This window comes from Flavobacterium keumense (assembly GCF_029866485.1).
GTDB lineage: Bacteria > Bacteroidota > Bacteroidia > Flavobacteriales > Flavobacteriaceae > Flavobacterium > Flavobacterium keumense.
In genome coordinates, this window is record NZ_CP092332.1 from 1,112,301 (window position 1) to 1,125,097 (window position 12,797).

Here is a 12,797-nt window from a genome sequence, read left to right on the forward strand (position 1 = left end):
TATTATTTTGATGCTGTATAGATAGTGGCTACACCAAACGTTTGTGGTAATGCCTTTACATCTATAAACCCAATTTTTCTCAAAATATTGTTTAGCTTTTCTCCATAAGGGAATACGGCAGCAGACTCCGACAAATATCCGTAAGCTACATTGTCTTTTGAAAATAATTTGCCTATTAGCGGAAGAATAGTATTGCTATAAAAATAATATCCTTGCTTGTAAGGTGTTTTTTCAGGTACAGATGTTTCTAAAATAACAAAAGTTCCATTTGGCTTTAATACTCTTAATATTTCAGACAATCCAATTTCTAGGTTTTCAAAATTCCGTACTCCAAAAGCTACTGTAATAGCATCAAAATAGTTGTCTTCAAAAGGGATTTTTTCAGAATCTCCTAAAATCATTTCTATTGTTTGGGATAAGTTTTTTTCTTCAATTTTTTGAATACCTACCTCTAACATTCCTGCAGAAATATCTAAACCAATAATCTTATGTGCTTTAGTTTGTGCCATTAGTATAGCTAAGTCGCCTGTACCTGTGGCTATGTCTAATATGGTTTTTGGATTTGATTCCGTTACAATTTTCAAAACTTTCTTGCGCCATTGCACATCGATTCCAAATGAAATCACACGATTTAAATTGTCGTAATTTCCAGAAATGGCATCAAACATTTGAGCAATCTGCTCTTTTTTACTCAGTTTAGAGTCTTTGTATGGAGTTATTTGTTTGGACATTTTGTTATTTTCTGCAAATATAATTAAAGTCAATTAACAATATTGAACTAATATAGACTTAAAAAATCACTAAAAGTAGGTATTGTGAACTATCATATTTCTGCTCAATTTTGCTTTGAAAACAAAAATTAATTACACACTATTTGGAAGCCTCTGTTGTTATTTAATTAACTTTTGCGTTGTTAGATTAATTAAGTTACTGTTTTTTGAAAGTCTCAAAAGTTATTGAGATCCTAAATCTAACGCATACACGTTCTTAAAATTAATTGTTTTTGGAAAATTTAATTAATTATTATTTGTGCTTCTTTTGTGGTATTTAGAAGTGCAAATAGTGAGATGTAGTCTCAAATACAAAAATCAGTAATATTCATGCTTCCAACATAGTTTGTTGTATTATTTTTTTATATAGGTTTGATACGTATAATCATACAAATGTTTTTCATCTTTAGGATGAAACTCAGAATGGATTAACTCCCAGTCTAGAGGATTGATTTCAGGGAAAAAAGTATCTGCTTCAAATAGTCCATGTACTTTAGTAATCTCAATTTTATTTGAAAAAGCAAGTCCTTGACTATAAATTTCACCTCCACCAATAATATATGTGGTGTCATTTTTAGGGCACGTGTTTATTGCATCTTCTAAGGAGTGAACTACAATACATCCGTCTGGATGATAATTTTCTTGTCTTGTAATCACTATATGAGTTCGATTAGGTAATGGTTTTGGAAAACTTTCAAACGTTTTTCTTCCCATGACGATGTGATGTCCAGTAGTTAATTCTTTGAATCTTTTAAAATCATTAGGCAAGTGCCAAACTAATTCGTTGTTTTTGCCCAAGGCGTTATTTTCGGCTACAGCCGCAATCATTACAATCATAACAATTTATATAATAAAGTGAGTCGTTCAAATTAGAATCAACTTTGATGACATTTTTCGGTCCATAAAGGTAAAATTTATTTTTAAAATGCCATTTTATTGATTATTAATAATTTAGCACGAAAAGGTTTTCTTGTTTTGGAAATAATAAAATAGCACCTTTAAAATAAGAATACGATTAAAAAAGTTATGGGTTTTTGTTATTATCTTAAAAATTTACTTTCATTTTTTTGAGTCGTTGAATTGTAGTTACTTTGTTACATAATTCTAAAAATGAAATAGTTATGTCAATTAAGAAACAATTTGTAAAGACAAAACCAGTTTGTAAAGTTATATTTTCTGTAGAAGCAAAAGAAGCTAATACGGCTTCAGTGGTTGGAGATTTTAATAATTGGGATCAAGAATCTGGCGCTTTAAATAAATTAAAAAACGGAACTTTTAAAGGTGTTTTTGATTTGAATAAAGATGCATCCTATGAGTTTAAATATGTAGTTGATGGCCAATATGTAAACGAGCCAGAAGCGGATTCTTTCCGATGGAATGATTATGCAGGTGCAGAAAACAGTGTTTTATCTATATAATTAAAAAAGATAAATCCGCTCTCTTAAGCGGATTTTCTTTTTTTATACTGCAACACTTCCTCTAATGAGAGGATGTGGATCATATCCTTCTAAAGTAAAATCATCAAAGTCAAAATCAAAAATATTTTTGATTGCTGGATTTAAAATCATCTTAGGTAATGGTTTTGTTTCTCGAGAGAGTTGTAATTCCAACTGTTCAAAATGATTGTTATAGATGTGCGCATCCCCAAAAGTATGGATAAATTCGCCAACACCTAGATCGCATACCTGTGCTATCATCATGGTTAGTAAGGCATAAGAGGCGATATTAAAAGGTACCCCCAAGAATATGTCTGCAGAACGTTGGTACAATTGGCATGATAATTTGCCATCAGCTACATAAAATTGAAAAAATGCGTGGCAAGGAGGCAAAGCAGCTTTGGTGTTAGCAACATTTTCTTCAAATGACTTGCTAGTGTCTGGTAATACCGAAGGGTTCCAAGCCGATACTAACATTCGTCGACTATTTGGATTCGATTTTAATTCTTTTATTAAATCTGAAATTTGATCAATTTCTTCACTATTCCAGTTGCGCCATTGGTGCCCGTAAACAGGACCTAAGTTTCCATCAGAATCTGCCCATTCATCCCAAATTTTAACTCCCTTTTCTTGTAGGTATTTAATATTAGTGTCTCCTTTTAGAAACCAAAGCAATTCATATATAATAGATTTAAGGTGCAGTTTTTTAGTGGTTACCATTGGAAAACCTTCGTTTAAGTCAAAACGCATTTGATATCCAAAGACACTTTTGGTTCCAGTTCCAGTTCGGTCACCTTTTTGATGTCCGTTTTCCATTACGTGTCTAACTAAATCTAGGTATTGTTTCATGTGGGGAGTACTTGTGTTTAATTGTTTATTGGGAAATTAGGATTCTCTTTTTGAAATCTCATCTCTAATTTTAGCAGCTTTTTCATAATCTTCGTTTTCTACAGCCTCAATTAATAGGTCATGCAATTCTTGAACGCTATGTGTGGCATAAGTTCTTGCCGAAAGATTACTTTCGTTTTCGTGACCAAAGGTTTCCGGATTAGAAAGGATATCGTCAATATCTTCGGAATCTGTAGTAGTGTCAGCAGGATTACTATTTAAATAAATTCCCGCTTTATCTAAGATGTTTTTATAAGTGAATATAGGTGAGTTGAAACGAAGTGCTAAAGCAATTGCATCAGAGGTGCGCGCATCTATAATTTCTTCTATTTTATCTCTTTCGCAAATGATACTTGAATAAAAAACACCATCAACTAACTTATGTATGATTACTTGTTTGACTACGATATCAAATCGGTCGGCAAAATTTTTAAATAAATCATGAGTTAAAGGTCTAGGTGGTTTGATTTCTTTTTCTAAAGCAATAGCGATGGACTGCGCCTCAAAAGCTCCAATTACGATAGGTAATTTTCTATCGCCATCTACTTCGTTTAAAATCAAAGCGTAAGCTCCGTTTTGTGTCTGGCTGTATGATATTCCTTTAATAGATAATTTTACTAAACTCATGTTTTCCAAATCAAATTTTCGGAAGGTTTCAAAAAAAACTCTCTAAAAGCAAAGATACAAATATCATTGTTTTTAGAGAGGGTTTTGCAAAATATTTCTATTAGTGTTGTGCCTTGAACGTTTTTAATTTTTCAATTAATTGTGGTACGATTTCGAACGCATCTCCTACAATACCATAATCTGCTACTTTGAAGAAAGGCGCTTCAGGGTCGTTGTTAATTACAACTTTTACCTTAGAAGAATTAATTCCAGCAATGTGTTGAATAGCACCTGAAATCCCAACCGCTATGTATAAATTGGTAGCAACTGGTTTTCCTGTTTGTCCTACGTGTTCTCCGTGAGGTCTCCAACCCAAATCAGAAACTGGTTTAGAACAAGCCGTTGCTGCTCCAAGAACACTAGCTAATTCTTCAATCATTCCCCAATTTTCAGGCCCTTTTAGTCCACGCCCACCAGAAACAACAATGTCGGCATCAGCAATAGAAACTTTTCCGGAACTTTTTTCTACTGAAGTTACTTTTACGTTAAAATCGGCAGCATCAATAGTTGGGTTGAAGTCTTCTTCGGTTAATGAAACGTTGTTTTCAATTATTCCGTAGGAGTTTTTGGCTAAGCCAAGCACTTTTATATCTGTTGTGATTTCAGTAATAGTGAATGCTTTATTTGAAAAAGCCGTTCTTTTTACTTGGAAAGGGCTGGTACTTACTGGAAGTCCTACTACGTTTGAAGTGAATCCTGCGTCTAAGCTTATGGCTACTAAAGAGGATAAATAAATACTATCTGTTGTAGAGGAAAGAACAACCACTTTAGCGCCCTCTTTTTGTGCTGCTTGTTTGATCACATCAGCGTAAGCTCTAGCAGAAAACCCAGTTAAGGCATCGTTATTTACTTTTAATACTTTGTCTACTCCGTATTTTGATAAATCCGATACGTCTCCAGCGTTGATAGTAACAGCGGTTACGGTCGTTCCTAGACTTTCAGCTACTTTTTTAGCATAAGAAGCTAATTCAAAAGCTACTTTTTTGAATTTTCCTTCGGCTGATTCTGCGTATATTAATAAAGACATGGTTATAAGTTTAAGTGTTTAAATTGATTAAAAAGTTGAAGTGTTTGGTAAGTTCCGGAACACTATTAACTGATTACTAAATTACTTTGGCTTCGTTGTGTAATAAATTGATTAACTCGTCTATTTGGTCAGCGGCAATTAGTTTTACGGCTGATTTTGGTGCTGGTTTTTCAAATTGGACCGATTTTGTATTCACGTTTGCTGCAATAGGTTCTAGAACTGTGATTACTTTAGTACGCGCAGTCATAATTCCTCTCATGTTAGGGATGCGAAGGTCTTTTTCTTCTACTAATCCTTTCTGGCTACCAATTATTAAAGGAAGGGTAGTGCTTACGATTTCTTTTCCGCCATCAATTTCGCGATTTGCAGTTACGTTAGTACCTTCAATAGTTAAGCCTACACAAGAATTTACAAAATTATATCCTAGGATGCCAGCGATCATACCAGGCACCATTCCTCCATTATAATCTAGGGATTCTTTTCCCGCAATAATAAGGTCATATCCTCCTGTTTTAATTACTTCGGCTAATTGTTTAGCAACGAAAAAACCATCAGTAGGGTTGGTATTAATACGAATAGCTTCATTAGCACCAATCGCTAGTGCTTTTCGAAGTGTTGGTTCCGTTTCTGGACCGCCAACATTAACAACAGTTACGACGGCTCCTTGTTGTTCTTGGAACCAAATAGCACGTGTTAAACCAAACTCGTCGTTAGGGTTGATTACGTATTGCACTCCGTTAGTGTCAAATTCAGAATCTCCATTAACAAAGTTGATTTTTGAAGTAGTATCAGGCACGTGGCTGATGCAAACTAATATTTTCATAGAGGTGTTATTTACAGATTTGTTAAATGCCCTACAAATTTAAAATAATAAATCGGAATATTTACTATGCGCGCATAATATTTTTTGTAAAATTTAATTTTTTTCTTGGAACATAGCGATATCTTTATTGTAGCCGTCTTGGCAACCTAAGATAAGTGAATATCCAGAAAAATCTCCTATTATTTTAGGTGATTTTATGCTTTTAAGTAATATAAAATATTTATTTTTGCGTTTCAAAAAATACACATACAACAAACAACTATGAGAACGATACAATTTAGAGAGGCCATTTGCGAAGCGATGAGTGAAGAAATGCGTCGCGATGAATCCATTTACTTAATGGGTGAAGAGGTTGCTGAATATAATGGTGCTTATAAAGCGTCTAAAGGAATGCTTGCAGAATTTGGTGATAAGAGGGTTATTGACACTCCAATTGCTGAGCTTGGTTTTACTGGAATCGCAGTAGGTTCAGCAATGAATGGTTGTCGTCCAATTGTTGAATATATGACTTTCAATTTCTGTTTAGTAGGAATTGACCAGATTATAAGTAATGCTGCTAAAATGCGCCAAATGTCAGGGGGACAGTTTAATGTACCAATAGTTTTTAGAGGACCAACAGCTTCTGCAGGACAATTAGGTGCGACTCACTCACAAGCGTTAGAGAACTGGTTTGCTAATACTCCAGGTCTTAAAGTGGTAGTTCCTTCTACACCCTATGATGCTAAAGGATTATTAAAATCGGCCATTCGCGATGACGATCCAGTAATTTTTATGGAGTCAGAACAAATGTATGGTGATAAAGGAGAAGTGCCAGATGGAGAGTACACAATTCCTCTTGGTGTAGCTGATATCAAAAGAGAAGGAACAGATGTAACAATCGTTTCTTTTGGTAAAATTATTAAAGAAGCATTTATAGCTGCAGATGAATTGGCTAAAGAAGGTATTTCATGTGAAATTATCGACCTAAGAACTGTGCGTCCAATGGATCATGATGCTATTTTGGCTTCTGTTCGAAAAACAAACCGATTGGTTGTTTTAGAAGAGGCTTGGCCGTTTGCAAGCGTGTCTTCAGAGATTACTTATATTGTTCAAGAAAGGGCTTTTGATTATTTAGATGCTCCAATTCAGCGTATTACTACTGCGGATACTCCGGCTCCTTATTCGCCAGTTTTATTGAAAGAATGGTTGCCTAATTCAGAAGATGTGATTAAAGCTGTTAAAAAAGTATTGAACAAATAACTATTTGTTGCTGTTAATTGCCTAAAGGCAATAAGTATAATCTTTATCTTTGTAATCTTCATCAGATTTTTATTTGGTGAAGATTTTTTTTAAGTTATGAAGTTGAGTTTCTCAAAAATTAGTTTATTATTTTTTCTTATTTTATCTCAGTTTATTTTTGCACAAACTAAGGTAAGTGGAGTGGTATTAGATAAATTGAATCAACCTATTCCATTTGCGAATATTGTGTTTAAAAAATCTAATGTAGGAGTAGTTGCTAACGAAGATGGACATTTCTATATCGAATCTTCTCAAAAATTTACAGATTTAATTGTTTCTGCTACAGGATTTTCTGAAAAAGAAATACATCTGAATGAATCAGTTACTTATAATTTCAGGGTACAGCTTAAAGAGATGGAAGCCCTGAAAGAAGTAGTTATTTTTACTGGAAAAACATCTAAAAAAAATAATCCTGCTTTAGAGATACTCAGAAAAATATGGGAGAGAAAACGTAAAAACGGCTTGTTTCAGTTCAACCAATACCAAATGGAAAAATACGAAAAGGTAGAATTTGATATGAATACTATCGATAGTGCATTTATGAAGAATAAAATCTTCAAAGGTATGGAGTTTGTTTTTAAACATGTCGATACTTCTAAAGTTACTGGAAAAACCTATTTGCCTATTTTTATTAATGAATCTTTGTCAGAGGTGTATGGTGACAACCGTCAGAAAAAGGTAAAAGAAAAACTAAAAGCAAACAAAACGTCTGGTTTTGAGGGGAATCAACAAATTTTGTCTTTTATTAAAGATTTGTATAATGACTATTCCATTTATAATAATCATCTCACTTTTTTTGACAAGAGTTTTACAAGTCCACTGTCCAGAACAGGAATAGATGTTTATAATTATGTATTAAGGGATAGTGCTTATATTGATAATAAAAAATGTTACAATATTTTATTTTATCCAAGGAGAAAAAATGAACTGACATTTAAAGGTGATTTTTGGGTGAATGACACCACATTTGCTATTAAGAAAATCAATATGGCGGTAACTAAGAGCGCTAACATCAACTGGATTAAAGATATCTACATTGAACAAGAATTTGAAGTGATGAACGACTCTGTTTTCTTGTTGACTCGAGATTATATGATGTCAGATTTTGCTTTAAATAAAAAAGAAGATTCTAAAGGAGTTTATGGCAAACGCACCACACTGTACCGTAATCATCAATTCAATCAAGAAAAACCGCTAGCTTTTTATAAAGAAGAAGTTAATTTTATTGACAACGATGTGTATAAAAAATCCGAAGAATTTTGGCATGAAAACCGTTTTGAAAAATTAAACAAAGACGAAGCAGGGGTGTATAAAATGTTAGACACACTGCAAACGGTTAAAAAATTCAAACAAATGTATAATCTGGTATCCATTTTAGGGAGTGGTTATGTTGAATTTAAAAATTTTGATTATGGACCTATATTTTCTTCTTTTGGGTTCAATGAAGTAGAAGGAGTTCGACTCCGAGTTGGAGGGCGAACTTTTTTTGGGCCGAATGATCCTTGGCGTGTACAGGTTTTTACGGCCTATGGATTGAATGATCAAAAGTTCAAATATGGATTGTCAGGAAAATGGATGATTGACAAGAAAAACCGAGTTATTGTTGCCGCAGGGAATAGGAGAGATATTGAGCAAATAGGTGCTAGCTTGACAACAACTAATGATGTAATGGGACGAAGTTTTGCTTCTTCGGCTTTATTTACTACGGGCAGTAATGGGAAACTTACTAATATTAATTTGACCAACCTGTCTGTTGAAGTAGAGCCAATAAAAAATTTGATTTTTCAACTCGGAATCTCCCATCGGACATTAGCATCAGCATCACCTACTTTTAGTTTAGATTATTTTACTAATGCTACTAGAACTGCTACTCAAAGTGAGGTAAAACAGTCTGAGGCAAATATTCAAATAGAATACATGCCTAACAGAAAAACAATTGGATATGGAGTGGAGAGAGACGTGGTGGACAACCCTTATAGTCGTTTTTTCATTAATTACAGTCATGGATTTAAAGGGGTATTGAATAGCGATTTTAAATATGAAAAAATACAATTGTTTTATAAACAACCTATTATTATAGGTCCTCTAGGAAGAACTAACATTACTTTAGAATTAGGAAAGACCTTTGGGACTATCCCTCTAGGATTAATGAGTGTAATTCCTGGGAACCAAACCTATTTTACCATTGAAAATACGTTTAGTAATTTGAATTTCTATGAATTTGTTAGTGATCAATATGCTACTTTGAAATGGGATCATAATTTTAATGGGCGTATATTTTCTCGTATTCCTTATTTACGAAAATTAAATTGGCGTGAAATAATTGGAATAAGAGGCGTTTATGGAAGTATTTCAGATGAAAATCGATTGATCAATGCCTCAGGTTTAGTTTATAACGCTCCTGAAAATATCTATTGGGAATATAGTGCAGGTATAGGTAATATATTCAAAGTGTTCCGTATCGATTTTTCGTGGAGGGGCAGTTATTTAAACACTACAGATGCTACTAAATTTGCTATTAAAGGTTCTTTTGGGTTTTATTTTTAATAGAGAATTAATGCGAAAAAGGTAGCTATTCAGCTCAAATTTCGAGTGTCTTATTCTGTAACAGAATAACTCTTATTTTTTCTTGTAAAAACGTATAGTTTCTGTACCTTTGCACCCAAATTTAAAAGAATAATACAACAAATAAAATGACTGCAGACAAATTAAAAACTTTCGACGTTTTAATCGAAATACCAAGAGGGAGTAGAAATAAGTACGAGTACGATTTCAAAATTAGAAGAATGCGTTTTGATAGAATGTTATTTTCTTCAATGATGTATCCAGCGGATTATGGATTTATTCCTGAAACCTTGGCTTTAGACGGAGATCCATTGGACGTTTTAGTATTAATTAACGAGCCTACTTTTCCTGGTTGTGTGATGGAAGTAAAGCCAATAGGAGTTTTTCATATGGCAGACGATAAAGGACCAGACGAGAAAGTAATTTGTGTACCTGTTTCTGATCCAATTTGGAATTCATTAAACGATTTAAGCGATGTAAACCCTCACTTAATTAAAGAAATTGAACATTTCTTCCAAGTATACAAAGATTTAGAAAATAAACAAGTAGATGTAGAAGGTTGGGGAGATGTAAACGAAGCATATGCTATTATTAAAGAGTGTACAGAACGTTTTGATGCTATCGAAAATAAACCAAAAAACCTGTTTAGTATCAAATAATTTTATTGAGTAATATTTAAAAAAAAAGCAATATTCTGTTAAGAGTATTGCTTTTTTGTTTAAATTCGTTCGTTATCAATGAATTATTAATTAAAACCAAAATTATTTTTATGAATGAATTTATGCTTTACTTGCCAATAACATTGGCATTGTTCGGATTAATTTTTATGTTTTTAAAAGCGGCTTGGGTGAATAAACAAGACGCAGGAGACGAAAAAATGCAAAGTATTTCAAAAAGTATTCAAGAAGGAGCAATGGCATTCTTAAAAGCTGAGTACAGAATTTTAGCCATTTTTGTGGTAATTGCTTCTGTAGCATTGTTTTTTGTTTCGAAGTTTTCAGGAGCTTCCCATTGGATGATAGTAGTTGCCTTCATTTTTGGAGCTATTTTTTCTGCTTTAGCTGGAAATATAGGGATGCGAATTGCTACACAATCAAACGTTAGAACTACTCAAGCTGCAAAGACTAGTTTGCCACAAGCACTGAAAGTTTCCTTTGGAGGAGGAACAGTGATGGGATTAGGCGTAGCAGGTTTAGCCGTTTTAGGGTTGAGCATATTTTTTATATTATTTTTAAATCAATTCATGGGAGATGTTGAAAAATCTTTCTATGATAATATGTCAATGGTTTTAGAAACATTGGCTGGTTTTTCATTAGGAGCAGAATCTATTGCTTTATTTGCCCGTGTTGGAGGAGGTATTTACACAAAAGCAGCAGATGTAGGTGCTGATTTAGTGGGAAAAGTAGAAGCCGGTATTCCAGAAGATGATCCTCGTAATCCAGCAACTATTGCAGATAACGTAGGAGATAATGTGGGTGATGTTGCAGGAATGGGAGCTGATTTATTTGGGTCTTATGTAGCTACTGTTTTAGCATCGATGGTTTTGGGTAATTATATTATCAAAGACATGAGCGAAGCAAATGGAGTACAATTCTCGGATGCTTTTGGAAACATGGGGCCTATACTTTTACCACTGGTTATTGCAGGTGTGGGAATTCTGGCTTCAATTGTAGGAACATTTTTTGTAAAAATCAAAAATAATGAAGCTAAAGAAGCAGAGGTTCAAGGAGCTTTAAATTTAGGAAATTATGTTTCTTTAGGGTTAACAGTAATTGCTTGTTGGTTTTTAATCAAACAAATGCTACCAGAAACTATAAAAATGAATTTCTTTGGAGAAGGAATCAAAGAAATTCCTTCCCGACATGTGTTTTATGCGACGTTGGTAGGGTTAGCTGTAGGTTGGTTGATCTCGGCTATTACAGAATATTTTACAGCCTTAGGGAAAAAACCAGTTTTGAATATTGTTCAAAATTCGTCAACTGGAGCAGCAACAAATATTATTGCAGGATTAGCAACAGGAATGAAATCTACATTCGGCTCTGTTATTTTATTTGCAGCGGCTATTTGGGGAGCTTATGCTTTAGCAGGTTTTTATGGTGTGGCAATCGCTGCTTCAGCAATGATGGCAACTACTGCCATGCAATTAGCAATTGATGCTTTTGGACCTATTGCTGATAATGCTGGTGGTGTTGCAGAGATGAGTGAATTACCTAAAGAAGTGCGCCAAAGAACAGATGTATTGGACTCAGTTGGTAATACAACTGCTGCTGTAGGTAAAGGGTTTGCAATCGCATCCGCGGCGTTAACTGCCCTAGCTTTATTTGCTGCCTATGTAACCTTTACAGGAATTGAAGGAATTAATATTTTTAAAGCAGATGTTCTTGCAGCATTGTTTATTGGAGGAATGATACCCGTAGTTTTCTCTGCTTTAGCAATGCAATCTGTTGGAAAAGCAGCGATGGATATGGTAAACGAGGTACGTCGTCAGTTTAGAGAGATTCCAGGTATTATGGAAGGTACAGGAAAACCTGAATACGGAAAATGTGTAGATATTTCAACTAAAGCTGCTTTACGAGAAATGATGTTGCCGGGTGCAATTACTATTATCACTCCAATAGTAGTTGGAATCCTTATGGGAGCTGAAGCATTAGGAGGGTATATGGCAGGAGTATGCGTTTCTGGTGTGCTTTGGGCTATTTTTCAAAATAATGCAGGTGGTGCTTGGGACAATGCTAAAAAATCATTTGAAGCAGGTGTGATGATTAATGGAGAGATGACTTTTAAAGGTTCGGATGCACACAAAGCAGCGGTGACCGGTGACACTGTTGGTGATCCTTTTAAAGATACTTCAGGACCTTCAATGAATATCTTAATTAAATTAACTTGTTTAGTAGGCTTGGTTATTGCTCCAATTTTAGGAGGACATTCAATGGAAGACAAAAAAGAAATGACCTGTACTATTGAAATGAAGTCTTCTTGTGCTAAAGGAGAAATGATGGGCAATTGTGATATGAGCAAATGTGCCACTATGACTAAAGACGAATGTGCTGCTATGTGCGACAGTTTGAAATGTACTCCAGAGCAAAAAGAAATGTGTTTGTCTCATTATGATGCCAACGGAAAATTCATTGCTAAAAAAGACAATGAAGAAAAAGATTGTTGTGCTAAAAAAGGCGAAGCTAAAAAACAAGTCAATGTTCAAATGAGCAACGAAAATGGTAAAGCTAAAGCAACGGTAACTATTTCTGAAAACGGAAAACAAACCGTTCAGGTTTTTAAAGGTACTGAAGCTGAGGTAAAAGCTAAAGTAGAAGCTATTAAATAGTTTTCGTTTTAATACCAAT

The 12,797-nt window shown here is 34.1% G+C and carries 11 protein-coding genes; 5 read left to right on the forward strand and 6 right to left on the reverse strand.

Annotated features, from left to right (window positions below):
* Positions 1–2: 2 nt before the first annotated feature.
* Positions 3–731: a bifunctional demethylmenaquinone methyltransferase/2-methoxy-6-polyprenyl-1,4-benzoquinol methylase UbiE gene (ubiE, locus tag MG292_RS04770; protein WP_264533848.1), complete on the reverse strand. Its 729-nt coding sequence runs from the start codon at positions 729–731 to the stop codon at positions 3–5.
* Positions 732–1,124: 393 nt separating this feature from the next.
* A complete protein-coding gene (locus tag MG292_RS04775; protein WP_264533847.1) occupies positions 1,125–1,607 on the reverse strand; it encodes a dihydrofolate reductase in 483 nt (160 codons plus the stop codon).
* 284 nt (positions 1,608–1,891) lie between these two features.
* Between MG292_RS04775 and MG292_RS04780 the strand changes: the two genes are divergently transcribed.
* Positions 1,892–2,188, forward strand: coding sequence for an isoamylase early set domain-containing protein (locus MG292_RS04780; protein WP_264533846.1), 297 nt, complete (start codon positions 1,892–1,894; stop codon positions 2,186–2,188).
* Between the two features lie 42 nt (positions 2,189–2,230).
* On the opposite strand, the gene MG292_RS04785 is transcribed toward MG292_RS04780, so the two are convergent.
* The 4 genes from MG292_RS04785 to MG292_RS04800 form a co-directional block, all read right to left on the reverse strand.
* On the reverse strand, positions 2,231–3,055 hold the full coding sequence (locus MG292_RS04785) for a thymidylate synthase (protein ID WP_264533845.1): 825 nt from the start codon (positions 3,053–3,055) through the stop codon (positions 2,231–2,233).
* 36 nt (positions 3,056–3,091) lie between these two features.
* Entirely contained in the window at positions 3,092–3,721 is a 630-nt protein-coding gene (locus MG292_RS04790) for a bifunctional nuclease family protein (RefSeq protein WP_264533844.1), read from the reverse strand.
* 100 nt (positions 3,722–3,821) lie between these two features.
* On the reverse strand, positions 3,822–4,787 hold the full coding sequence (locus MG292_RS04795) for an electron transfer flavoprotein subunit alpha/FixB family protein (RefSeq protein WP_264533843.1): 966 nt from the start codon (positions 4,785–4,787) through the stop codon (positions 3,822–3,824).
* A gap of 76 nt (positions 4,788–4,863) precedes the next feature.
* Positions 4,864–5,610 (reverse strand): electron transfer flavoprotein subunit beta/FixA family protein, encoded by a 747-nt coding sequence (locus MG292_RS04800; RefSeq protein WP_264533842.1) that lies wholly within the window; start codon positions 5,608–5,610, stop codon positions 4,864–4,866.
* Between the two features lie 261 nt (positions 5,611–5,871).
* On the opposite strand from MG292_RS04800, the gene MG292_RS04805 reads away from it, so the two are divergent.
* The 4 genes from MG292_RS04805 to MG292_RS04820 all read left to right on the forward strand — a co-directional run bounded on the left by MG292_RS04805 (position 5,872) and on the right by MG292_RS04820 (position 12,778).
* Positions 5,872–6,849, forward strand: coding sequence for a pyruvate dehydrogenase complex E1 component subunit beta (locus MG292_RS04805; RefSeq protein WP_264533841.1), 978 nt, complete (start codon positions 5,872–5,874; stop codon positions 6,847–6,849).
* 96 nt (positions 6,850–6,945) lie between these two features.
* Positions 6,946–9,435: a DUF5686 and carboxypeptidase-like regulatory domain-containing protein gene (locus tag MG292_RS04810; RefSeq protein ID WP_264533840.1), complete on the forward strand. Its 2,490-nt coding sequence runs from the start codon at positions 6,946–6,948 to the stop codon at positions 9,433–9,435.
* Positions 9,436–9,581: 146 nt separating this feature from the next.
* Complete coding sequence (locus MG292_RS04815) at positions 9,582–10,112, forward strand: inorganic diphosphatase (RefSeq protein ID WP_229326914.1); 531 nt, start codon at positions 9,582–9,584, stop codon at positions 10,110–10,112.
* Positions 10,113–10,222: 110 nt separating this feature from the next.
* Positions 10,223–12,778 carry a sodium-translocating pyrophosphatase gene (locus tag MG292_RS04820; protein ID WP_264533839.1) on the forward strand — a complete coding sequence of 852 codons (2,556 nt, stop codon included), beginning with the start codon at positions 10,223–10,225 and terminating at the stop codon, positions 12,776–12,778.
* Positions 12,779–12,797: the final 19 nt, after the last annotated feature.

Excerpts from the sequence above, each read along its gene's own strand:
- ubiE (WP_264533848.1), bottom strand. The coding sequence starts at position 731 with ATGTCCAAACAAATAACTCCATACAAAGACTCTAAACTGAGTAAAAAA.
- MG292_RS04775 (WP_264533847.1), bottom strand. The coding sequence starts at position 1,607 with ATGATTGTAATGATTGCGGCTGTAGCCGAAAATAACGCCTTGGGCAAA.
- MG292_RS04780 (WP_264533846.1), top strand. The coding sequence starts at position 1,892 with ATGTCAATTAAGAAACAATTTGTAAAGACAAAACCAGTTTGTAAAGTT.
- MG292_RS04785 (WP_264533845.1), bottom strand. The coding sequence starts at position 3,055 with ATGAAACAATACCTAGATTTAGTTAGACACGTAATGGAAAACGGACAT.
- MG292_RS04790 (WP_264533844.1), bottom strand. The coding sequence starts at position 3,721 with ATGAGTTTAGTAAAATTATCTATTAAAGGAATATCATACAGCCAGACA.
- MG292_RS04795 (WP_264533843.1), bottom strand. The coding sequence starts at position 4,787 with ATGTCTTTATTAATATACGCAGAATCAGCCGAAGGAAAATTCAAAAAA.
- MG292_RS04800 (WP_264533842.1), bottom strand. The coding sequence starts at position 5,610 with ATGAAAATATTAGTTTGCATCAGCCACGTGCCTGATACTACTTCAAAA.
- MG292_RS04805 (WP_264533841.1), top strand. The coding sequence starts at position 5,872 with ATGAGAACGATACAATTTAGAGAGGCCATTTGCGAAGCGATGAGTGAA.
- MG292_RS04810 (WP_264533840.1), top strand. The coding sequence starts at position 6,946 with ATGAAGTTGAGTTTCTCAAAAATTAGTTTATTATTTTTTCTTATTTTA.
- MG292_RS04815 (WP_229326914.1), top strand. The coding sequence starts at position 9,582 with ATGACTGCAGACAAATTAAAAACTTTCGACGTTTTAATCGAAATACCA.
- MG292_RS04820 (WP_264533839.1), top strand. The coding sequence starts at position 10,223 with ATGAATGAATTTATGCTTTACTTGCCAATAACATTGGCATTGTTCGGA.